Annotated in this window: 20 protein-coding genes; 12 read left to right on the forward strand and 8 right to left on the reverse strand. The window is 68.6% G+C overall.

Going from position 1 to position 23,119, the window contains the following annotated elements; translation table 11 throughout:
- Positions 1-6 precede the first annotated feature (6 nt).
- The 4 genes from QU603_RS03075 to QU603_RS03090 all read right to left on the reverse strand — a co-directional run bounded on the left by QU603_RS03075 (position 7) and on the right by QU603_RS03090 (position 4,640).
- Complete coding sequence (locus QU603_RS03075; protein WP_308493025.1) at positions 7-1,314, reverse strand: ABC transporter substrate-binding protein; 1,308 nt, start codon at positions 1,312-1,314, stop codon at positions 7-9.
- Positions 1,315-1,486: 172 nt separating this feature from the next.
- Positions 1,487-2,383, reverse strand: a complete 897-nt coding sequence (locus QU603_RS03080; RefSeq protein ID WP_308493026.1) for a carbohydrate ABC transporter permease — start codon at positions 2,381-2,383, stop codon at positions 1,487-1,489.
- Complete coding sequence (locus tag QU603_RS03085; RefSeq protein WP_308493027.1) at positions 2,380-3,327, reverse strand: carbohydrate ABC transporter permease; 948 nt, start codon at positions 3,325-3,327, stop codon at positions 2,380-2,382. The genes QU603_RS03080 and QU603_RS03085 overlap by 4 nt, the downstream gene beginning before the upstream one ends.
- Positions 3,324-4,640, reverse strand: coding sequence for an ABC transporter substrate-binding protein (locus QU603_RS03090; protein WP_308493028.1), 1,317 nt, complete (start codon positions 4,638-4,640; stop codon positions 3,324-3,326). Before QU603_RS03090 ends, QU603_RS03085 begins: the two co-directional genes overlap by 4 nt.
- 127 nt (positions 4,641-4,767) lie before the next feature.
- Between QU603_RS03090 and coaA the strand changes: the two genes are divergently transcribed.
- From coaA to QU603_RS03150, 12 genes are all read left to right on the forward strand, one after another.
- Positions 4,768-5,727 (forward strand): type I pantothenate kinase, encoded by a 960-nt coding sequence (coaA, locus tag QU603_RS03095; protein WP_308493029.1) that lies wholly within the window; start codon positions 4,768-4,770, stop codon positions 5,725-5,727.
- Positions 5,728-5,736: 9 nt separating this feature from the next.
- Entirely contained in the window at positions 5,737-6,906 is a 1,170-nt protein-coding gene (locus QU603_RS03100) for an ATP-binding protein (RefSeq protein ID WP_308493030.1), read from the forward strand.
- 144 nt (positions 6,907-7,050) lie between these two features.
- Entirely contained in the window at positions 7,051-8,904 is a 1,854-nt protein-coding gene (gene glmS / locus QU603_RS03105) for a glutamine--fructose-6-phosphate transaminase (isomerizing) (protein WP_308493031.1), read from the forward strand.
- Between the two features lie 173 nt (positions 8,905-9,077).
- The gene (locus tag QU603_RS03110; RefSeq protein WP_308493032.1) at positions 9,078-9,485 is read left to right on the forward strand and encodes a holo-ACP synthase; all 408 of its coding nucleotides are present in this window, start codon (positions 9,078-9,080) and stop codon (positions 9,483-9,485) included.
- Complete coding sequence (gene alr / locus QU603_RS03115; protein WP_308493033.1) at positions 9,482-10,606, forward strand: alanine racemase; 1,125 nt, start codon at positions 9,482-9,484, stop codon at positions 10,604-10,606. The genes QU603_RS03110 and alr overlap by 4 nt, the downstream gene beginning before the upstream one ends.
- A gap of 88 nt (positions 10,607-10,694) precedes the next feature.
- Positions 10,695-11,216 carry a tRNA (adenosine(37)-N6)-threonylcarbamoyltransferase complex ATPase subunit type 1 TsaE gene (tsaE, locus tag QU603_RS03120; protein WP_308493034.1) on the forward strand — a complete coding sequence of 174 codons (522 nt, stop codon included), beginning with the start codon at positions 10,695-10,697 and terminating at the stop codon, positions 11,214-11,216.
- A 93-nt stretch (positions 11,217-11,309) separates the two neighbouring features.
- Positions 11,310-11,954 (forward strand): tRNA (adenosine(37)-N6)-threonylcarbamoyltransferase complex dimerization subunit type 1 TsaB, encoded by a 645-nt coding sequence (gene tsaB / locus QU603_RS03125; protein ID WP_308493035.1) that lies wholly within the window; start codon positions 11,310-11,312, stop codon positions 11,952-11,954.
- Positions 11,951-12,538, forward strand: a complete 588-nt coding sequence (rimI, locus tag QU603_RS03130; protein ID WP_308493036.1) for a ribosomal protein S18-alanine N-acetyltransferase — start codon at positions 11,951-11,953, stop codon at positions 12,536-12,538. Before tsaB ends, rimI begins: the two co-directional genes overlap by 4 nt.
- Positions 12,538-13,641 (forward strand): tRNA (adenosine(37)-N6)-threonylcarbamoyltransferase complex transferase subunit TsaD, encoded by a 1,104-nt coding sequence (gene tsaD / locus QU603_RS03135; protein ID WP_308493037.1) that lies wholly within the window; start codon positions 12,538-12,540, stop codon positions 13,639-13,641. Before rimI ends, tsaD begins: the two co-directional genes overlap by 1 nt.
- On the forward strand, positions 13,638-14,336 hold the full coding sequence (locus tag QU603_RS03140; RefSeq protein WP_308493038.1) for a hypothetical protein: 699 nt from the start codon (positions 13,638-13,640) through the stop codon (positions 14,334-14,336). Before tsaD ends, QU603_RS03140 begins: the two co-directional genes overlap by 4 nt.
- Positions 14,337-14,550: 214 nt before the next feature.
- Entirely contained in the window at positions 14,551-15,681 is a 1,131-nt protein-coding gene (locus tag QU603_RS03145; RefSeq protein WP_308493039.1) for a Gfo/Idh/MocA family protein, read from the forward strand.
- 22 nt (positions 15,682-15,703) lie between these two features.
- A complete protein-coding gene (locus QU603_RS03150; protein WP_308493040.1) occupies positions 15,704-16,729 on the forward strand; it encodes a Gfo/Idh/MocA family protein in 1,026 nt (341 codons plus the stop codon).
- A 253-nt stretch (positions 16,730-16,982) separates the two neighbouring features.
- Here QU603_RS03150 and QU603_RS03155 read toward each other — a convergent pair whose 3' ends face one another.
- From QU603_RS03155 to QU603_RS03170, 4 genes are read right to left on the reverse strand one after another with little or no spacing between them, the layout of a single operon-like run.
- Entirely contained in the window at positions 16,983-18,839 is a 1,857-nt protein-coding gene (locus QU603_RS03155) for a beta-L-arabinofuranosidase domain-containing protein (protein WP_308493041.1), read from the reverse strand.
- Positions 18,836-21,436 carry an alpha-mannosidase gene (locus tag QU603_RS03160; protein WP_308493042.1) on the reverse strand — a complete coding sequence of 867 codons (2,601 nt, stop codon included), beginning with the start codon at positions 21,434-21,436 and terminating at the stop codon, positions 18,836-18,838. Before QU603_RS03160 ends, QU603_RS03155 begins: the two co-directional genes overlap by 4 nt.
- Complete coding sequence (locus QU603_RS03165) at positions 21,433-22,011, reverse strand: D-sedoheptulose-7-phosphate isomerase (protein WP_308493043.1); 579 nt, start codon at positions 22,009-22,011, stop codon at positions 21,433-21,435. The genes QU603_RS03160 and QU603_RS03165 overlap by 4 nt, the downstream gene beginning before the upstream one ends.
- Entirely contained in the window at positions 22,004-22,969 is a 966-nt protein-coding gene (locus QU603_RS03170; RefSeq protein ID WP_308493044.1) for an ROK family protein, read from the reverse strand. Before QU603_RS03170 ends, QU603_RS03165 begins: the two co-directional genes overlap by 8 nt.
- Positions 22,970-23,119 lie beyond the last annotated feature (150 nt).

The following is a 23,119-nucleotide window of genomic DNA, read 5'->3' on the forward strand; positions in this document are numbered from 1 at the left end:
TGTTCCTTACTTTCCGCCGGTCTTGCTGCTGATCAGCTGACCCGACTCGTCGAGCGCCTGCTGCGCTGTGATCTTGCCCTCGTAGAGCTTGAGCATGATGGCGCTGACATCGTTGGACAGGCCAGGAACCTTCGCTTCGGCTGCGTAGTCCTCGAAGCCGAGGTCGCGCATGTCGAGCAGCGTCTGCGCGTGGGCGGGGTAGCCGTCCAAGACGACGCTGTCGGCGCCCTTGACTGAGGGGACGGCGTTGCCGCTGCCCTGCAGGCGGAACGTCTGGCCTTGCTTGCTCAGGAAGCTCGTCCAGAACGTGAAAGCAGCGTCCTTGACCTTGGTCTTATTGTTGATCGCCAGGTAGCTGACCGCGACGCCGGTGGGTGCAGCCTTGCCGTCAGGCGTGGGCCATGGAGCGACATCGTAGTTCTCGGGGTCGCCTGCGGCTTTGACGGTGCCGATCGTGTATCGGCCCTGGATGTAGAACCCGGCTTTGTGCGTGACGAACAGCGAGTCGGCGCCGGCGCCGCTGGGCAGCGTGTCGGCGACCAGGAACGTCTTGTCCTGGAAGTACTTGCCGAATGTGGCCATGGCCGCCACCGATGTCGGGTCGGTGTTGGCAACGAACGCGCCGCTGTCATCAAATGCCTTGCCGCCTTGCGAAGAGATCCAGCTCCAGTGCGTTGACCAGTAATTCCAGAACATCGAGCCGGTCAGACCCGCCGCGTGCAGCTTGTCGTTCATCTCGAGGTAGGCCGCTGTGGTCCACTTGCCCTCGGCGGCCAACGTCGCAGGGTCTTCGGTGATGCCCGCCTTCTTGAGGGCCACCTTGTCGTACCAGAGCGCGTCGGGGTTCGAGTCGTTCGGCTCGGCGAGGATCTTGCCGTCGTGCTTGGCCGCGCCCAGCAGGCCTGGTGCGAAGTCGTCGGGCTTCGTCTTGCTCGCACTCGAAGCCATCAGGTCGTCCAGCGGCATCAGCACGTTCGCGTTCACAAACTTGCCGATCTGATCGTCGCCGATGTAGAACACGTCGGGGGCGGTGCCCGACACGAGCTGGGTGAGCAGCTTCGTGTGGTAATCGCCATAGTCGGCGACCGGCTGCAGCACCACCTTGATGTTCGGGTGGTCCTTCATGAATTGGGTGTCGAACTCCTTGAAGCGTGTGAGCTCTTGGGGTGTGCCCCAGGTCGACCACACGACTGTCTGCTGGCCGCCGGAGCTGCCATTGGCACCGCCGCCGCTGCACGCGCCGAGACCGATGCTGAGTGCCGTGACCGCCGTGACGGCCGTGGCGAGCTTGAAGAAAACGCGGGTACGCGGCATGGGAGGACCCCTCTCGAAAGGAAAACCACGCTGTTGCTCAGTATTCTGTATACAAAACACAAATGTGTCAAGAGATGAGATCGATTCGTGATGCTCAAGGGGGCAGACGTCGAAGGCCGCGGCATCCCTCGTTGAATCCGGGGGATGCCGCGGCCTGCCGACGCAGGGATGCTCAGCCCTTGACGGCTCCGCCCAGCAGGCCCGCCACGAATTGCTTCTGGAAGACCAGGAAGAGGAGGAACAGCGGCAGCGTGGCCAGGAGAGATCCGAGCATGAGACCTGAGTAGTCCACGCGACTCAGTCCGATCATGGTGTTCAGCGCGACCGGAATCGTGTATTTGTCTTCACTGTTGAGCATGAGCAGCGGCCAGATGAACGAGTTCCACTGACTGATGAACGTGTAGATGATCAGGGCGGCGATCTGCGGTCGGGCCACCGGCAGCACGATGCGGTAGAACGTGCGCAGCTCGGACGCACCGTCGATGCGCGCCGCCTCGATCAGCGTCGCCGGAAAGTCGAGGAAGCCTTGCCGCATCAAGAAGATGCCGAACGCATTCGCCAGGAACGGGATGATGAGAGCCTGGAAAGAGTCGATCCACCCCGCGCTGGCCATCATCTGGAACAGCGGCACCAGAAGCACCTGCATCGGAATCATCATCGTGACGAGGACGACCCCCATCAGTACGCCGCGACCGCGGAACCGATAGTTGGCCAGGCCGTAGCCGCACATGACGCTGATGATCGAGCTGAACACGGTGTAGAGCACGGCGACCAGGATGCTGTTGAGCATGACCTGGCCGAAGCCGACCGACTCCTGTAGACGCCCGAGGTTCTGCCAGAACTCGCCGCCGGGCAGCAGCGGCAGTGGTGAGACGAACAGATCGCTGGTGGTGTGCGTCGAGGCGATCACCATCCACGCGAACGGGAGCAGCGCCAGGACGCTCGCGACGAGCAGCACGAGATACACCGGGCTGCGCAGCACGATCCGGCGCAGCAGCGGCTCTCTGCGTGCGCGGGAAGGGATGCCGCGCCTGCGCGCTTGGCCTGTGACGACGAGTTCGGTGGTCATGGCTTCTCCCGGAGGATGCGGAACTGGATGACGGCGATGATCGCGGTGAGGATCACCAGCATCCAGGCGATGGCGTCCGCATACCCGAAGTCGAACTGCTGGAACCCGACCTTGTACAGGTAGAGCACCGGAGTCAGCGTCGCGTTGTTCGGCCCTCCGCCGGTGAGGATGAAGTTCTCGTCGAACAGCTGCAGGGCGCCGATCGTGGACGTCACGATCGTGAAGATCAGCACGGGCCGCAGCTGCGGCACGACGACGTGCCAGAACGTCTGCCACCGGCCGGCGCCGTCGATGCGAGCCGCCTCGTACAGCTCGGGCGGGATCGCCTGCAACCCGGCGAGGATGATGACCATGTTGTAGCCGGTCCAGCGCCAGGTGATCGAGGCGATCACCGCGACCCGTGCCCACCACTCGTTATTCAGCCAGTCGATGGGACCGGCACCGAAGACGCCGAGAATCTGGTTCAGCGCACCGCCGTCGGTGGTCATCATGACGCGGAAGACCACCGAGTATGCGACCAGGGTGGTGATCGCCGGTAGGAATGTGATCAGCCGGAACCCCGAGCGGAAGCGCACCCATGCCTGATTGAGCAGGTAGGCGAGCCCGACCGCGAGCGCGATCATGATCGGCACCTGGATCACCAGGATCAGCAGGGCGGTGCCCAGGCTCTTGAGCACCAGCGGATCGCGGAACAGACGCAGATACTGATCCAGGCCGACGAAGGTCGATTCTCCGCCCTTCGTGCTGAAGAAGCTCTGCAGCAGCGAAGTGGCCAACGGATAGGCGAAGAAGACGACCAGCAGCACGGCCGCAGGCAGGGCGAACCACATCCCTGGGCGTTGCAGCCGACCGGCCAGCCGTCCGCCCGAACGGCGGCTGCCGGGACGCGGATACCCGGGAGCACGGCGGGTGCCGCGCTCCCGGGTGAGCAGCGATGCGGTCATGAGCCTGCGATCTTCCGGCCCGTGGCCGTCGCGATCTGCTGGGCCGCGTCATCCAGCGCCTTCTGGGGGTCGGTGGTGCCGAGAACCGCGGCGCCGACGGCGTTGGTGATCGCGTCGCTGGCCGCCGACTGGTCGCTGGTGAAGGTGATCGAGGGGATCTTCGGGGTAAGCTCGGCGAACGTCTGGTAGACCTTCTGGCCGCCGAAGTACGGGTCGGCCTGCTGGAAGAAGTCCGAATGCAGTGCCGGCAGATAGGCCGGGAACAGCCCCTCCTTCTGCATCATCGACGCCTGGTTGGTCTTGTCTGCCAGCACATACTTCATGAAGTCGGCTGCCAGCTGCGGGTTCTTCGCCTGTGTGGGGATGGCCAGACCCGACCCGCCGTTGTTCGAGGTGGGGGCGCTCTGATCGTCGAATACCGGCAGGTCGCGCACGGCGTACTTGCCGCTGAGCTCTTTCGCTTCGCCCTCGAGCGTGCCGATCCACCACACCGCTTCGGGGGTGACCGCCGAGTCGCCGTCCTTGGCACTGGTCACGCTCGCGTCCCAACCCTTGGCGTTCTTGATCAGGCCCTTCTGATTCATCGTCTTCAGCAGCGTCATCACCTGCGCCGCGGCCGGCGTGTTGACGGTGATCTCACCCTTGTCGTTGAAGTAGCCATGACCCTGCTGCTGCAGCATCATGCCGAACGGACCGCCCGCCGACAGGTCGGCCGTCAGCAGCGTCTTGCCGAGCTTGGCCTTGATGGTCTCGCCGGCCGTGACCAGGTCATCCCAGGTCTTGATGCTGGTCGGATCGATGCCGGCGTCCTTGAAGTAGTCGGTGCGGTAGAACAGGCCCACCGTCCCCGAGTCCCACGGCGCCATCCGCAGCTGGCCGTCCTTGTCCGTGCCGGCGGCCCATTTGAACGGGTCGAAGTCGGCCTTCTCGGCTCCGAGCACGGGCGTGAGGTCGGCGAAGCCCTTGGGGAACTGGGTGATGTACCCCTGGTCATGATCGGTCTCGAGCGTGATCATGTCAGGCAGCCCAGTACCCGCCTGCAGCCCCACCGAGATCTTGTCGTACGCGTTGTCGTACCCGATGTCGACCACGTCGATGGTGGTGTCCTCGTGCGCCGACTCGTACTCCTTGGCCAGCCGTTTCAAGGCGGTCGCCGCAACGTCCCACGACCAGATCGTGATCTTGCCCGTCGCCCGGCCGTCGGACGTGAGCGTGTGTGTCGTGCCTGCTGCGGTGCCGCCGAACGCGCAACCGGTGAGCGCGAGTGCTCCGGCGGCGACGATCGCTGCGAACGTGAGTCCGTGCGTTCTCATCCTGACCTCCATGTCATGGGCTCGGCAGCGCATGCCGAATACTGAATACAGTACACAGCATGATGGAACGGGACAAGGTTCAGCCGCGTGCGAGGGCCGCGGCATCCACCCGCTACGATGATCCGCGATGCCCGCTGAATCCGTGACCGACGTCGGCCCTGCCGTGCCGCAGCTCTATCGTGAGATCCCTCGCGACGAGTGGGCGCGCCTTGCGGCGGACATGCCGCAGCCGCTGACCGAGACCGAGGTCGTGCAGATCCGCGGGCTCGGCGACCGTCTCGACCTGAACGAGGTGCGCGATGTGTACCTGCCGCTCAGCCGCCTGCTGAGCCTGTACGCGCTGGCCACGCGGCGCCTCGGCGGAGACACCGCGACGTTCCTGCACGAACGCGACGACCCCACCACGCCGTTCGTCGTGGGCGTGGCGGGCTCGGTCGCCGTGGGCAAGTCGACGATCGCGCGCCTGCTGCGCGAGCTGATGAGCCGATGGTCCGACACTCCGCGGGTCGAGCTGATCACCACCGATGGCTTCCTGTATCCGAACGCCGAGCTCGAACGCCGCGGTCTCATGGACCGCAAGGGCTTTCCGGAGTCGTACGACCGTCGCGCGCTGGTCGACTTCCTCATGCAGATCAAGAGCGGCGCGGCCGAGGCGCAGGCTCCGTACTACTCGCACATGCGGTACGACATCGTCTCGGATGCGAAGGTCACCGTCCGTCGCCCCGACGTGCTCATCGTCGAGGGCCTGAACGTGCTGCAGCCGCCGCCCACGCCGAACGACGTCGCTGTCTCGGACCTGTTCGACTTCTCCATCTACGTCGACGCGGATGCCGCGCACATCGAACGCTGGTACGTCGACCGGTTCCTGGCCCTGCGGCACAGTGCGTTCAGCAACCCGAACTCGTTCTTCAAGGTGTTCGCCGACCTCAGCGACGACCAGGCCGTCGCGCGCGCGCTCGGATTCTGGAACGACATCAACCTGCCCAACCTCGAAGAGAACGTGCTGCCCACGCGCCACCGTGCATCGCTCGTGCTGCGCAAGGGCCCCAACCACGCCGTCGAACGCGTGCTGCTGCGCAAGCTGTGAGCCGGTGAGATGACCGAGTCGATCGACGTGCAGGCGCTGGGCACCCGGGTGCGGCTGCGATTCGCCCCGGGCGCCACGGCCGAGTGGATCGGGCGTGTGCGCGGCGCGTGGAGCGGCTGCGGCATCCCGGGTTCTGATGAGGCGGATGCCACGCCGGACCGCACCGTGGAGGTTCCCGCCGACGGCGACCCGGAGTGGGTGCTGGAGAGTCTGTCGGTGCGGGTCACGCTGCAGGCGCTCGATCATCAGCGAGGGCGGATGCTGCTGTTCCACGCTGCGGGGATCGCGCTGGACGACGGCCGCGTGATCGCGTTCGTCGGGCCGTCGGGCCGTGGCAAGACGACCCTCAGCCGCATCCTCGGCCGGCACTACGCCTACGTGTCCGATGAGAGCGTCGCCGTCGACGCGCACCTGAGCGTGCTGCCCTATCGCAAGCCGCTGTCGGTCGTGCGGGCCGGGCGGCCCAAAGAGCAGGTCTCACCCGAGCAGGCCGGACTGCGCGACTTGCCGGATGCCGCGCTGCGGCTGGCCGCGGTCGTGTTCCTGGATCGTCGCGACGAGCCGTGCGACCCGACCGTGGAACCCCTGCCGTTCACCGAAGTCGTGCGCGAGATCATTCCGCAGATGAGCTTTCTGCGTGAGCTGCCCCGACCGCTGCACGCCCTCGCGCAGCTCGGCGAGCAGGTCGGTGGATTCCGGCGCCTGCGCTACTCGCGCGTCGAGGATCTCGTGGGCATCGTCGACGATGTGATCAGCGGGTCGGATGCTGCGATGACGTGGCGCTCCGTCTCGGTCGGGCCGGGCGCCCGGACGGATGCGGCTGCGCTGGATGCGGGGCCGGACGTGGGGCCGGATGCGGGGCCGGCTGCCGGGCCGGCGACGCCGGATGCGGGGCCGGATGCGGGGCCGGATGCCGCGGCCGCCCGCATCGGCCCGGACGTGATCGACGTGATCGAGGTCGATGGCGGCCTGGCGGTGTTCAGCGGGGGCACGATCCGGGTGCTGGAGGGCATCGCCCCCGTGCTGTGGGAGTCGGCTGTCGCGGGCCGCACCAGCGACGAGATCGTGGCCGATGTGGTCGCGCGCCACGGCGCGCCGCCCGACGCCGACCCGCGCGCCCTCGTCGACGCTGCTCTGGCGGAGCTTGTCGACGCCGGCGTGCTGTCGCCGAATCCCTAGGGACTCGGCGAGTCAATACGCCCTGGGGCATGGATTCGCCGAGTCCCTATGGATTCGCGGCCAGACGCGCGGCGCGTGCGCGGGGCTCGTATCCCGCGCAAATGTAAGGCCTCCTTGCAATCACCTGTTCGTACCATTGACGGCATGTGTGGAATCGTCGGATACGTCGGCTCGCGGCCGAGTGAGAGCATCCTGCTGTCGGGGCTCGCCCGCCTCGAATACCGTGGCTACGACTCGGCCGGCATCGCCGTCATCGACGGCGACGGTCACCTCGGCATGCGCAAGCGCGCCGGCAAACTGCAGGTGCTGCGCGACGACCTCCAGCACGCGCCGCTCGCCGACGGCACCAGCGGCATCGGCCACACCCGGTGGGCGACGCACGGTGGCCCGACCGACGTCAACGCGCACCCGCATCTGGCCGACGATGGGCGGCTCGCGGTCATCCACAACGGGATCATCGAGAACTTCGCGGCCCTGCGCGCCGAGCTCGCAGGCTCGGGTGACACGTTCCTCAGCGAGACCGACACCGAGGTCGCCGCCGTGCTTCTGGCCCGCGAATACCACGCGAACGGTGAAGACCTCGAGGCTGCGTTCCGCGCGACGGTGCAGCGACTGGACGGCGCGTTCACGCTGCTGGCGATGCACGAGGACCACCCGGGCCTGGTCGTCGGGGCCCGCCGCAACTCGCCGCTGGTGATCGGACTGGGCGAGGGCGAGACCTTCCTCGGGTCAGACGTGGCGGCCTTCGTCGAGCACACCCGCCATGCGCTGGCGATCGGGCAGGACCAGATCGTCGCGATCCGCCCCGGGTCGGTCACGGTCACCGACTTCGACGGCGTCGCGGTCGAGCCGGAGCCGTTCGAAGTGACATGGGATGCCGCAGCCGCCGAAAAGGGCGGGTGGTCCTCGTTCATGGCCAAGGAGGTCTCGGAAGAGCCCGAGGCCGTCGCCAACACCGTGCGCGGACGCATCCACGACGACGCGGTGGTCATTCCCGAGCTCGACGGACTCGACGATCTGCTCCGCGGCATCCATCGCATCATCATCGTGGCTTGCGGAACCGCGGCCTACGCCGGCCAGGTGGGAAAGTACGCGCTCGAGCAGTGGGCGCGGTTGCCCGTGGATGTCGAGCTCGCGCACGAGTTCCGCTACCGCGACCCCGTGCTCGACGAGGCCACGCTGGTGGTCTCGATCAGCCAGTCGGGCGAGACGATGGACACGCTCATGGCCGTCAAATACGCGCACGAGCGCGGAGCGAAGACCCTGTCGATCTGCAACACGCAGGGCGCGACGATCCCGCGCGAGTCCGACGCGATCGTCTACACGCACGCCGGTCCGGAGGTGGCCGTCGCCTCCACGAAGGCGTTCGTCGCCCAGATCACCGCGCTGTACCTGCTGGCGCTGCATGTCGGTCGGGTGCGCGGCGCGCTGTCGGCCGCGACTTCTGCGCAGGCAGTGGCCGAGCTGGAAGCCGTGCCCGAGAAGATCTCGTGGATCCTGGAGGCCGAGCAGGAGCGCATCGCGCAGCTGGCCCGCTGGATGGCCGACTCGCGCTCGGTGCTGTTCCTCGGACGGCACGTGGGCTTTCCGATCGCGCTCGAGGGCGCGCTCAAGCTCAAGGAGATCTCGTACATCCACGCGGAGGGATTCGCCGCCGGCGAGCTCAAGCACGGCCCCATCGCGCTGATCGAGCCGGGCCAGCCGGTGTTCGTGATCGTGCCGTCGCCCGTGCACTCGCCGGTGCTGCACGACAAGGTGGTCTCGAACATCCAGGAGATCCGCGCCCGGGGCGCGCGCGTGATCGTGATCGCCGAAGAGGGCGACGCCGCGGTGCTGCCGTTCGGCGACGAGGTCGTGCGCATTCCGCTGGCGGGGTCGCTGTTCGAGCCGCTGCTGGCGGTCGTGCCCCTGCACATCTTCGCGATGGGGCTGGCGGAGGCGCGAGGCCTCGACGTGGACCAGCCGCGCAACCTCGCCAAGTCGGTGACCGTCGAGTAGCTCGCCCCTCGTCTCTTTCGTGTCGAAATCATGTGCTTTCGACGCGGGCACATGATTTTGGCGCAGGGTTGATGTGCGCTGGTCGACTGCATGTGATTTTGCGAGGGGAGTTGCGCGGGATCGCTCGCGATAAAGTCGAGGATGCTGCAAATCGCGCTGCGAGGGGAGTCCGGATGATCGTGGGCACCGGCGTCGACCTGGTCGACGTCCCGCGATTCGCGCGCACCATCGCACGCACGCCCCGACTGCTCACGCGCCTGTTCGCGCCCGGGGAGCGCCCGCTCGCCGCTCGCTCGCTGGCCGCCCGCTACGCCGCGAAAGAAGCGCTGATCAAGGCGCTCGGCAGTTCTGACGGGGTGCACTGGGCAGAGATCGAAATCGTCTTGGATGCCGAGGGCAAACCGGGCTTCGCCCTGAGCGGGACGACGGCCGATGTGGTCTCGGCGAGAGGGATCGGCATCCTGCATCTGACGATGTCGCACGACGCGGGACTGGCGATCGCGTATGTGGTCGCGGAGGCGGCTGAGGTCGGGGCCGCCGCGGCCGCAGCCGCCGCCGGGACCGAAGGGCCGCGCGCATGAGCCGGCTCGCACCCGGGGTGCTGCGCGAAGCGCTGATCGACACGGCCGCGATCGCCGACAACGTCCGGCAGCTGCGGCGGCTGACCGGGGTCGAGATCATCGCGGTCGTCAAGGCCGACGCCTACGGCCACGGCGCCGTGCGCTCTGCGGCTGCCGCCCTCCGCGGGGGAGCGGCCCGACTGGGGGTCACCGATGTCGCCGAGGCGCTGCAGCTGCGGCGCGGCGGCATCGACGCGCCGATCCTGGCGTGGCTGCACGCGCCGGGCACCTCGTTCGACGAGGCGGCCGCATTCGGTGTCGAACTCGGCATCTCGAGCATGGATCAGCTGCAGCGCGCGGGGGCTGCGGCATCCGCCGACCGACCCGTCTGGGTGCACCTGAAGCTCGAGACGGGCCTGGGCCGCAACGGCATCGCGCCCGCAGACGCCGGTGCGGTCTTCGCCGAAGCGGCGCGGCTCGAGCGCATCGGCCGCCTGCGCGTGGTCGGGATCTTCAGCCACCTCTCCAACGCCTCGCACGACGACGACCTGGCCGCACTCGCGCGGTTCCATGAGGGGCTGTCGGCCGCGGCGGCTGCGGGCCTGCAGCCGCAGGTGCGGCACATCGCCGCGACGGCGGCGGCGATCGACCTGCCGCAGACGCGGCTGGACAGTGTGCGGCTGGGCATCGGCATCTACGGCCTGTCGCCGTTCGAGGACCGCACGTCGGCAGATCTCGGATTGCGCCCCGCGATGACCCTGCGCGCGGCGGTCGCTGCCGTGCGACGCGTGCCGGCAGGACAGGGCGTCTCGTATGGCTACACCTACCGCTGCGAACGCGACACCACGCTCGCGCTGGTGCCGATCGGGTACGCCGACGGCATCCCGCGGCAGGCTTCCAACGCCGGGCCCGTCCTGATCGGCGGGCAGCGGTTGCGTGTGGCAGGCCGCATCGCGATGGACCAGTTCGTGGTCGATGTCGGCGATGCCCCCGTCGCGGTCGGCGACGAGGCGATCATCTTCGGCGATGCCACCCTCGGCGCTCCTGCCGTCGAGGAGTGGGCGGATGCGGCATCCACCATCAATTACGAGATCGTGTCGCGCATCGGCCCGCGCGTGCCGCGCCGTGAGGTCGTCGAGTGAGCCGGCCGGCGCCACTGGTCGGGCGCAACCTCGGAGATCCGGGCCGCCGCGCCGCGGTCGAGGGGGATACCGGGAGCGGTGTGCGCGGATGTCCGCAGGTCTGCACGGAGACGCCGGCGTGAGCGGCCTGGACGCACTGATCGGGCGGCGCGAGATCGCCACCTCCGACGACATGCAGCAGCTCGGGCAGCAGATGGGCAGGATGCTGCGCCCTGGCGATCTGGTCGTGCTGACCGGCCCCTTGGGGGCGGGCAAGACCACCCTCACCCGCGGCATCGGCGAGGCTCTGGGCGTGCGCGGACCCGTGCAGAGCCCGACGTTCGTGATCGCCCGCACGCATCCGTCGTTGGTCGAGGGCCCACCGCTCGTGCACGTCGATGCGTACCGCCTGGGATCGTCCGCCGAGCTGGACGACCTCGACCTCGATCTGGACGGCTCTGTCGTCGTGGTCGAATGGGGCCGGGGCATGGCGGACGAGCTCGCAGACGTGTGGTGGGACGTCGAGATCGAGCGACCGGTGGGCAGGGCCGATGTCGCCGGTGGGCTGACAGACGATGAACTGGATGCCGATGCCCCGCGTGTGGTGACCGTCACACGCGTGGCCCGCTGACGAGCGCGGCGCCGGCCCGCTGACGAGCGCGGCGCCGACCCGCTGATCGTGCGTACAGCCGGGCGTGCGCGGCGCCCGGCTACGCTGGAATCCATGATCCTGGGCATCGACACCTCCACCGGAACGGCGGTCGGGCTCGTCGAACCCGACGGGCTCGTCGTGGCCGAGAAGTCGAGTCCCGATCCGCGCGGACACGCCGAGGTCATCGGCACGCTGCTGGCCGAGGTCGCAAGCACGGCATCGGTCACCCATGTCGCCGCCGGAATGGGCCCCGGCCCCTTCACCGGCCTGCGAGTGGGAATCGCCGCCGCGCGGGCGTTCGCGCTCGGCGGCGACGGTGGCCGCGGCATCCCGGTCATTCCCGTCGTCAGTCACGATGCTGCAGCATTCGCGCAGCTGGTCTCGGACGCCGCCGCAGGCATCGACACTCCGCGCTTCGCCGTGGTCACCGACGCCCGCCGGCGTGAGTTCGCGTTCACGGTGTACGACGGGCTCGACGACGACGGTCTGCCGGTGCGCGCGACCGAGCCGGCGCTCGCGCACCGCGATGAGCTCGATGCCACCCTCGCCGGCTTCGGCGCCGTGCGCCTGGACACCGCGGTGATCTCGGCCGCGATGCTGGCCGTTGTCGCCGCACGGGCGCTGGTGGCCGGGCGCACCGTCGGCCCCCACGACGCGCTGTATCTGCGCTCGCCGGATGTCGTGGAGCCGGCCACGCCCAAGCGGGTGGCGTCATGACCGGTGACGCCGAGGGGCTGCGCACAGCGACGCCCGAAGACCTCGGGGCGATCATGGCGCTGGAGCGGGCGTCGTTTCCGACCGACGCGTGGAGCGAGAGCGCGATGCGCTCGGAGCTGGCCTCACCGCACGGACGCTACATCGTGATCGAGCAGGGCGGCGCGATCGCGGGGTATGCCGGACTGCGCGCCGTGGCCGGCTCGCACGACGGCGACATCCAGACGATTGCGGTGGCCGCGGCATCCCGCGGACACGGCTGGGGCCGCGCGCTGTTGACGGCGCTCATCGAGGAGGCCGAGCGCCGTGGCGTGCGTGATCTGTTCCTCGAGGTGCGCGCCGACAATCCGGTGGCACAGGCGCTGTACGGCTCCGAGGGGTTCGTGGAGATCGGGCGGCGCCCGCACTATTACCAGCCCGACGATGTCGACGCGATCGTGATGCAGGCCGATCTGCGCGGCCGTGCCGCTGCCGTGTTCACAACTCCGCAAGAATCGGCGGTTCCCGGCGAAAACGGGCCGGATTCGGCCGATACGGCCCAGATCACCGGAGCTGTGCCCGCCGACAGCGCGACAGGAGCCGCATAATGACCCGCGAACCGCTCGTGCTGGGCATCGAGACCAGCTGCGACGAGACCGGCATCGGCATCGTGCGCGGCCGGACGCTGCTGAGCAACACGATCGCCAGCAGCATGGACGAGCACGCCCGCTACGGGGGAGTGATCCCCGAGATCGCCGCGCGTGCCCACCTCGAGGCGCTGCAGCCGTCCATCGAGGCGGCCCTCGCCGAGGCGGGCTCTGCGCTCGGCCTGGCGGGCGCGCTGCCCCTGGCCGATCTCGACGCGATCGCCGTGACCAGCGGGCCGGGGCTGGCCGGGGCCCTCATGGTCGGCGTGGGTGCGGCCAAGGCGCTGTCGGTCTCGCTGGGCAAGCCGCTGTACGCCGTCAACCACCTGGTCGGCCACATCGCCGCAGACGTGCTCGACGCCGAGTCCGGCCCGCTGGAGTATCCGACCGTCGCATTGCTGGTCTCGGGCGGGCATACATCGCTGCTTCTCGTGCGCGATCTGACCACCGACGTCGAGCTGCTGGGCGAGACGATGGATGACGCGGCAGGCGAAGCGTTCGACAAGGTGGCGCGGCTGCTCGGCCTGCCCTATCCCGGAGGACCGCAGATCGACCGGGTCGCGGCATCCGGCGACCCGAACGCGATCCGCTTTCCGCGGGGACTGTCGCGCGCGTCGGACCTGGCCCAGCACCGCTACGATTACTCGTTCTCGGGCGTGAAGACGGCCGTCGCGCGATGGGTCGAGCAGCACCAGGCGGGCGGCGAACCGGTGCCGACGGCGGATGTCGCGGCGAGCTTCCGCGAAGCGGTCGTCGACGTGCTGATCACCAAGGCGCTGGATGCGTGCGCGCGCCACGACGTGCCGCGACTGCTGCTGGGCGGCGGAGTGATCGCCAACCGACGCCTGCGCGAAGTCGCTCTCGCCCGTGCGGCCCAGGCCGGCGTGACGGTGCGGATTCCGCCGCTGTCGCTGTGCACCGACAACGGTGCGATGATCGCCGCACTCGCATCGCAGCTGATCATGTCGGGCCGCGAGCCGTCGACGCTGGCCTTCGGCGCCGATTCGACCTTGCCGGTCACCGAGATCCAGGTGGCCGAACGGGATGCCGAGGCTGCGGCATGAGCGATGACACCGACGGGCACGGCCCGGCCGAGCACGCGTCTGGTGAGCCGGCGCCGGGACCGCAGCCGGACGAGGCCGTGCGGGCTGCCGCTGCCCCAGCGGACGAACCTGCACCGAGCGCCGGGCCCGTGCCGAGTGGACCCGTCCCGAGTGCCCAGGCCGCAGGGCCTGCACCTGAGCCTCAGGACGCCGAAGCGCCCGGGACAGCCCCTGCCGGTGCGGAGGCGGGCGCTCCTCCTGCTGGAGGCATCGCCACCTCGCCTGCCTCGCCCGACGTCGATCTCGGCTCTGAGGCTGCGGTGCTGCCCGGTGAGCACCGTGGCGGGTTCACCCGCCCGCCGACCGCGCCGATCGAGATGCCCACGACTCAGAGCGGTCCGGCCGAGGACCTGTCCGAGGACCTGTCCGAGGAGCTCGTCGAGGTGCGCTGGGCCCCGCATTCGCTGGAATCGTCCGGCCCGTCGCGTGGCGTCGCAGCGTGGGCGCTGTCGTTCGCCGTCGCCGGCCTCGCCGTCTCCTTCTTCGTCGGCTGGGGTCTGCCCCTGGGGATCGTGGCGGTCATCCTGTCGATCGTTGCGCTGCGGCGGCGCAGTGAGAGCAGCACGGTCGGCGGATGGGCGCTCGCGCTGGGCATCCTGTCGTCGCTCTACAGCGTCGGCTGGATCCTCTGGGGCATCGGCCATCCGCTGACCTGACGACGTGAGTCACGGAAGCCGGCCGGGCACGGCAGTCTCGGTGGGATGGGGGATTTCTGGTGAGACAAGGGAATCTTGGTGGGACAAGGGACCATGTCGTGGGTCTCACCGAGAATCCCCTGTTTCGGCGATGTTGCCCGTTGAACGCCTCATCGCCCATGCTCGTCCGTAACCCCTGTCAGCGCGAAGCACGCGGCGATCTTCGCCTACCGCGGTGGCCCGCGACTACCCGTCCGTGCCCGCCAGAGTCGGTGGCAGTCGACATACACTCACCGGGGCCCGCACGTCCATCACCCTGTGTGGTAACGTTGCCACACATCCAGTGACGGGTGATCGCCAACGCGGAGGCGGAGTGGAAATGATCGGGATAGGTGTCGTCGGATATTGGCACGTGCATGCCAACGACTACGCACTCGAGGCGCTCGGTCACCCGCGCACCCGGCTGGTTACCGGCTACGACCCCGACCAGGCACTCGCTCGGAAGGGTGCTCTCGCGCGGGGGATCGAGCCGGCCGCCGATCTGGACGCACTCCTGACAAACCCTGAGGTCGACGCGGTGACCATCACGACGGCGACGTCGGATCACACCGAGATGATCCGACGTGCGATCCGGGCAGGCAAGCATGTGTTCGCGGAAAAGCTACTCGCGCCCACAGTCGGCGAATGCGAGGCACTGATCCAGGAGGCGGATGCCGCGGGCGTAGAGCTGGTGGTGTCGCTACCGCGTCTGACGGAGTCGCCGATACTCGCGGCGCGCGCGCTCATCGACTCCGGCGAACTCGGCACGGTGACATACGCGCGGGTGCGGATGGCTCATGACGGGTGGCTCGCGGGCTGGCTTCCCGAGCGTTTCGCGGACCGCGTGACGGCGATCGGCGGTGCGTTCGCCGACCTGGGATGCCACCCGGCCTACCTCATCCAGCACATGCTGGGCAGTGCACCCGTGACGCTAACCGCAACTTACGGATCCGTGTCCGCGCACGCCGTCGAGGACAACGCGGTGGTCGTGGCCGGCTACGCCGACGGGGCGGTCGGAGTAGCAGAAGCCAGCTTCGTGACCACACCCGGCGCCTTCGCGTTCGAGTTGCGGGGCACACGGGCATCGTTGCTGTACGGGTTCGGCCAGGAGAAGCTCACCGCCAAGGGAGGTCGGTTCGGTGAGCAGACCTGGAGCGAAATCGAGCTACCCGATGCAGGACCGCGCCCGTTCGACCTGTGGATCGACGCCATTGAGGGCCGAGCGGATGCCTCTGCCAACCGTGCGGCTGCAACGGAGTTGACCAGGTTCGTGGTGGCTGCAAACGAGTCGGCGCGTACCGGGCGAACAATCAACTACCAGGCCTGACCAGCACACCGGGAAGAGAGAAATGTCAGACAAGATCCGAATCGGACTCATCGGCGCCGGCGGCATCGCCGGCGCGCATGTCGCGGGTTATCGTCGCAATCCCGACACTGTCGCGTTCGTCGCAATTGCGGATCCGATACGTGAGAACGCCGAGCGACGCCGCGGCGACGACGCAGACGTTCACATCTTCGACGACTACCGCACCATGATCGCACGGGCGCAGCTCGACGCCGTCGACATCTGCCTGCCGCACCACCTCCACGCTGAGGCGATCATCGCGGCCGCCGAGGCGGGTCTGCATGTGCTGTGCGAGAAGCCGCTGTGCTTGAGCATGGATGAGGCGCGTGCGATCTCGGAGGTTGCAGACCGCACCGGTGTCACGATCATGTGCGCCCACAATCAGTTGTTCTTGCCCACTGTGGCCGAGGCCAAGCGGCTGATCGACGCGGGCACCTTCGGACGCATCTATGAGGTGCGCACGACCGACAGCTTCTACAACGACTTCACTCCCGAGAGCATGGGTTGGCGTGCACATGCCTCCACTGCGGGCGGTGGAGAGCTGATCGACACGGGGTATCACCCGGTGTACCTGCTTCAGCATCTGGCGGGCGCGACCCCCGTCGAGGTATCGGCGATGCTCTCGCGTCACCGGCTGGAATTCATGGAGGGTGAGGATTCCGCGCAGGTGCTTGTGCGCTACGACAACGGGGTGGTCGGCGTGGTGACGAGCAGCTGGGCGTATCAGGCGGCGCCGGGCACGGAGAAGTTCTCCTTCGTCGGCGAGCTCGGCTCGCTCTCGTCGGACGGTGTCACCTTGACCTACCGGCTCCGCGGTGAAGGCCCGGTGACCGTCTCGTTCGAGCCAGTGCACGACATCGCCGCTGAGGTGGCGCACTTCGCCGACTGCCTCCGCACCGGCGCCCGTCCCCTGCACACGCACGTGGAGGGCATCGACGTGCTGGGGGTCATTCTCGCCGCGTACGAGTCCGACCGCGCACGAGCGTTCGCCTCGGTGCGTCGCGTCGCAGTCACGTCGCCCGTCGACTGAGGAGCACCGCGCACCAAGGCGCCGCGTGTGCCGGGCGGAGACAGCTCTTCCCGTGCGGTCGGTGTGAGCACGTCACCTGCGGGCAAGCAGGAACAGGACTGTGGCGAGACCGGCCAGGTGTTCGGGGTCGGCGGCGTCCTCGGCGTGGGCGAACTCGAGCCCGGCCCGCCGCTGTCAGCTCAGTCGAACGCGGTCACGGCAACGAGTGATCGATGCGTGCCGGTATGTCTTCGTGGCGAGTACCCGAAGATCTTCACGCGGCCGCTGCGGCGATCGCGTCCTCGCACGCCAGAAGCAGTACGCCGGCGCTCCAGGCATGCGACAGGGTGAGCAGCATCCCTTTGGGCTGGAAGCACTCGGTCTGGTAGTAGCGCTCAGTGACCATGCCGCGGTAGGCGTTGAAGTCGCCGTCGAACCGCGCGACGAACTGGCGGAAGCACGCGAGCGTCTCTTCGGCGCGCGCGCGGTAGTGCGCGTCGCCAGTTGCGTCGGCGAGCTCGATCAGCTCGCGCGTGCACACGAGCCCGTACGCGTGCAGGTGCTGATTGGAGGCCGAGGCCTGGTCTGCGCCGCGCGTGCCGAAGTCGTACGCCGACAACATCGTTCCGGCAGCGAAGCGCACGTCGTAGACGTACCGGAACGTGAGCGCGAATTCGGCCGATCGCCGTGCGAGGTCGAGCCAGCGCGCGGCCCCGGTCGCCCGATACAGCGCGACGTACGCCATCAGCGCTACGTAGCCGTCTTCACTAGTGACGGCGAGGTCGACGTCCTCGGGGGCACCGTGCAGGTACTCGTCGTACACAAACCGGGCGTAATACGCGCCCGCGCGCTCGGCGACCTCGAGCAGGTCTGCGTCGCCGGCATCGGCTAGCGCTGCCACCCAGGCGAGTCCCGACGACCCGTCCCAGGACAGCACCTCGCCGGTCTCGGCGTGGTGGATGCTGCCAAGGTTGCCGTCTGGCCGCTGCCGGGCCGCCACTATCTCCAGGCCTTCTCGGGCGGTCGCCGCCCAGTCATCCCGGCCGACGAGGGTCGCAGCGCGGGCGAGGAACTGCGTGGCTTCGCCGAGCGTCCGGCTGTGCAGCCCGCGGTGGTGCCGCGTCCAACTCTGCGTCCAGCCGCTGGAGCGATACCACACCCCCCACAGCGTGCCGCTGGGCGAGCGCTCGGCCGTGCAGAAGTCGATCACGCGGGTCGCGGCCTCCCGCAACGGCGCATCACCGGTGCGCACGGCGTGCCGGAGCATCGCGTAGGCCCACGGGATGCCGGACACCCACCCGACGTGCATGGCCTGGCGATCCACCGGCTGCCCGTCGTGGCCGGTGATCTCACGGTCGAAGCCCACGGTCTCCAACAGAACGCCTGGGTCGGGATCGTAATGCCACCGCAGCAGTCCCTCGGCGGCCAGGGCGGCTGCGGCGGTCACGTCCATCCACGGACGCAGCGGTGCCCGCGCGCTCAGCCGCGCGTGCAGCGTGCGCAGCACACGTGCATAGTCGTGCCGGTCGGACGACAGCTCGTGCAGCGTGACGATCAGCTCGACCGTCGCACCGGGCTTGAAATGGTGCGAGGTGACCAGCGGGTCGCGCGGCGACGCATCCCCGTAGTACGTGACCGGGTACTCGCGCGCCGGGAACGTGACCGACAGCTCCGCGTGCGGCGGATCGGCCTGGTCGCGCAACGCGAAGCCGAACCCGGTCAGTCCAACGAACGTGTCCGGGGCCGCCGACAGCGCCCATCCGCGTTGTCCGCCCCCGGGCCAACAGAAAACCACCGGTGCCGCCGCGCGATCCGAGCGGAAGTGCCATTGGTCGCTGCGGAACTGTGCGTGTGCGGCGGCGTCGCGTGCCCCCGGCTCGAAACGCGGATAAAGACGGTCGTTCGCAGCCGGCCGGTTCTCGCCGTAGAAGAGTCCCGGGATCATCCACCACGGGTCGGTGGCGTCCGCGATCTCGGCGGTGACGCGGATAGCAGCATCCGTCTCCTGCTCGCCCCGGTATACGACCCGCACAGCGATGACGGTCTCCTCGGCCGCCGGTGTCGCCACGAGGGAGATGTCGAAGTCGGTCGCGTCCGCGTCCAGGACGTCAGCGCGCAAGGCCGGTGTCATGGCGTTGGCTCGCCGACCGCCCATTCCAGCAGGTCGACCTCGACGATCTTGTCCTCCGGATCGCGCGGGATCCGGAACGTGCGCACCTGGAATGGCCCGAACTCCGCTTCGAGGACGCGGCCGGCCAACGGCAGGGCAAAGGATGCCGCAGCCGGCACTCCGGCAGTCTCCACGGCGCGCACGATGAGGTCGGTCGATCCGTCGGCTGTGGGATCCTCAGCGCCTTTGAGGGCGGTGATCATCACAGATCCGCCGCCGTCGGCGGCGAAACTGTGGCGCGCAGGCAGGTCGCCGTCGTGGAATGATTCCAGCTGGGCACGCACTGGCTGGCCGAGCACCGCTGCGCGGCGGGTCGGCTGGGCGGCGCGCCAGTCCCCCGCGTGCGGGACGAGCTCGACGCGGAAGCGCTGGACGCCCTGATCCTGGAACGAGTAGACGCCGTCGGGGTCGAGCAGGCGCGGGTCGTGCCACGAGTACACCGGGCTGCGCACGGCGGTCACGCCGATGCTGGCCACGGCCGAACCGGCAGACCCGGCGGGTGAGACATCCCACCCGTGTTTTGTCGTGCACAGCACCGTCAGACCCGCCGGCACGCCGTCGGCCGTGCCGGTCAGGTCCACCCACGACTGGGCGGGCTCCTCAGCGCCGTCCACGGGGCGCTCGATCACGCCATACGGGATCTCGTAGGTCGCCCTCGGATCGGCGAGCCCGACTGGGTAACGCAGCTTCAGCAGATGCGCCTGCTCACGCCAGTCGATGGAGACGTCGATGCGCAGAGCCCTGCTGTCGTACGACAGCAGCAGCTCTTCGACGAGGAGGCTGCGCCCCCACGAGCGCTCGACGCGCACGCGCGTGCGTAGCGGGCCCGTTTCGCGCACGACGATGCGCTCGAGGCTCATCGCGTCGCCCGGCCAGGCGTAGGAGATCACGCGGTGCCCCCAGGTGTCGGTCGGGTCTTCGCACACGGCTGTGCGCGGCTGACCCGCAGTGCCGGCGAGCACGTCCAGGCCGGTAGCCTTGTCGAGCAGCGACACGACGTCGCCGGTGGCGGGGTCCAGCTCGACGCGCAGGTGCGGGTTCTCCAGAACCGTGCCGTCCTCCGCGACGGTGAGGTCGGATGCCGAGTGCGCGTCGGCGCCGGGCAGCATCCGATACAACGCATACCCGAGTGAAGGGAGATCGGCGCGGAACGTGACCGCACCGCGATTCACGTCGCCGGTCGTCGCCGTGGACTGCGTCGCCTGTGAGAGCACCGGCGTGCCGTTGTGGTCGACGATGCGCACGCCGCGCGGCTGGCCACCGTACTGCATGTCCACGTCGAGCGCGACGGGCCAGGGGTGCGGGTTGAACACCAGCACCGGCTGCGTGGCGGCATCCATCGGGATGTCCACGCGGCGGGCGATGCGGTTGTGGGCGCGCGTAATGATGCGCTTGGAAATCGCGACGGCCTCACCGAGCTGATCGCGCGCGTCATCGTAGGACGGCTCGATCGCCGATCCCGGAAGGATGTCGTGGAACTGGTTGAACAGAATTTGCTTCCATGCACGCTCAAGGTCGTCGCGCGGATAGTCGGTGCCACTGAGTACGACGTCCACCGCCGCCCACCGCTCGGCGGACAAGGCCGCATACTGCGCGCGGCGCTGCCATGCCTTGATGCCTGAGTGCGCCGAGTAGCAACCGGGCGCGTGGTGCTGCAGATCGTCACGGCGCACCGGCAGGCGGTCGAGGAACGCATCGCCGCGGGACAGCACCTCATCGAAGTACGCGCGGGGTGAGGACATCGTCATCCTTCCGAAGGTGCCCATCTGGTCGTAGCGGTAGATGGACTCGATGTTCAGCTTGGTCGGGCCCCCGCCATGGTTGCCGACACCGTAGAACACCATCATGTCGCCGAGCGTGCGATCGAATTGCGCGAGTGATTTCTCGGTCTGCCACGAGACGTCACCAGGAGGGCTGCAGTACTCGAACGGGATGCGGTAGGCCAGCACGCGGGAGCCGTCTGGCGCCTCCCAGTGGAACAGGCTTTCGTCGAAGTCGCTCTCGTGCGGACCCGGACGCAGGAAGCAGTACGAGTCCATCCGCTGACCGCGCAAGATCTGCGGAAGCGTCGCGCTGTGCCCGAACGGGTCGGCGTTCATGCCCACGGACGAGATGCGTCCGAACCGGGAGTGCAGGTATCGCTGGCCGTACAGCCCCTGTCGTGCGAACGATTCACCCATCGGCATGTTGCAGTCCGGCTCCACCCACCAGCCGCCCACGTTGACCCACCGGCCCTCGGCGACCCGTCGGCGGATGCGCTCGAACAGCTCGGGATCCTGCTCCTCGACCCACGACAGCAGCACAACCTGGTCGCACGTGAAGACGAAACCGGGGTACTCGTCCATCCGGTCCAGCGCGCTGGCGAATGTCGCGCGGGCCTCCTGGTACCCCTCCTGCCACGGCCACAGCCAAACCGGGTCCAGGTGGGCGTTGCCGATCATGTGCAAGGTGCGGTCAGGCGCAGCCACCGGGCGGGCGGTGGTGGCGGCGAGACCCGTGGGCTGGACCCCGGACGGAGCGTTGGCCACCGGGGCGGATTGTGGTGTTCTCGAGGTCACGACGGCTCCTCCCCTGCTGCCCATGCATCCAGAATCTCAGACAGCGCATGCAACAGGAACGTGTGCAGTTCCTGGATGCGGGGGGTCTGCGTGGACGGCACGAGAAGGGCGTGGTCGGCGAACGGACGCGCGGGCCCGCCGTCACCGCCTGCGAACAGGATCGTCGTCGCGCCGCCCGCGCGCGCCGCCTCCAGTGCCCGGAGGATGTTCGGGGAACGGCCGCTCGTGGTGAAGGCCGCCACGACGTCGCCGCGATGCGCGAGTGCCTCGACCTGGCGGGAGAACACCTCGTCGAACGAGTAGTCATTCGCGATGCACGTCGAGACGGTGGCGTCCGTGGTGAGGGTAACCGCCGGCAGCGGTCGGCGGTCACGTTTGTAGTGGCCGATCAGCTCGCCGGTGAAGTGCTGGGCGTCGGCGGCGCTTCCGCCGTTGCCGAACGAGTACAGCCTGCCCCCGTTCGCGAAAGCGTCGATGAGGACGTCGCCAACCGCGCGCACGGTGTCCAGCAGGCGGCCGGCATCGGCGGCACAGCGGGCATAGGCGGCGAGCTGGTCTTCCAGCCAATCAGACATGGACGGTCTCCATCAGAGCGAGGGCGAGGGCACCAGCACCGACGACGCACACCGCGTCGCCGAGCCCGGCGAGGGTGACGACCGCGTGCGCTGCGGCGGGCGGCATGGCTCGTGTGCGCACCATCTCTCGCACCGGGTCCAGCAGCAGCGATCCGGAACGGGTCACGCCGCCGCCGAGCACCACCACGTTCGGTTCGAACACGTTCACCAGATCGGTGATGGCCTGTCCCAGCAGCGTCATGGTGTCGTTCCACAGTTCGGTGGCGAGCAGGTCGCCGGCCGCGGCGGCTGCTGAGACGTGCTCGCCACGCACAACCGGCACTTCTCGCAGCGATGAGGGGCGGTCGGTCTCGGTGAGCAACTCGATCGCCCGTGCGGCGATGTTCGTCCCGGATGCGTAGGCCTCGAGGCATCCGTACCGTCCGCACTGGCAGAGCCGACCGCCGGGCCGCACCAGGACATGCCCGAATTCGCCTCCGTTGCCTGCGGCGCCGCGATGCAGGCGGCCGTCGATGATCGATCCACCGCCCACGCCGGTGGACAGCGTCAGATACAACGCGATGTCGGCGCCGCGCGCGGCACCGAACCGGTACTCGCCGAGCACCGCCGAGGTCGCGTCGTTCTCGACCACGGCCGGCACGCCGAACGCCTCGGTGGCCATCGCGACGATGGGTACGTCGATCCAACCGGGCAGGTGAAGCGGGCCGGTCAGAATGCCGGCAGCGACGTCGAGCGGGCCGCCACAGCTTATGCCGACGGCGCCGGGCTCGCCCAGCCCGCTCGCCGCGATGCTGCGACGGCCCATGTCGAACAGATGCGCGATGATCGCATCGGGGCCGAGCTGCTTCTCGGTGGGCTCGGACAGGAACCCGTGGGTGCGGCCGTCGGGGGTCACCATCGCGACAGCGAGCTTGGTGCCCCCGATGTCGAGCCCGAGCACGGGCTGCTTCGTTGCCATTCAATCCTCCGGCCTCGGCACGTCGTTCCCACGACAATGTGACATCGTTCCCACATAATATAGCCCGCCCACACGACTCGGCAAGTCAGATCCTGATCTGTCCTCTTGAATCTATGAGCTCCACCATGTTCGCCGACCTCCTGCGTCAAA

The sequence above is a fragment of the Microbacterium terrisoli genome, assembly GCF_030866805.1.
Lineage (GTDB): Bacteria > Actinomycetota > Actinomycetes > Actinomycetales > Microbacteriaceae > Microbacterium > Microbacterium terrisoli.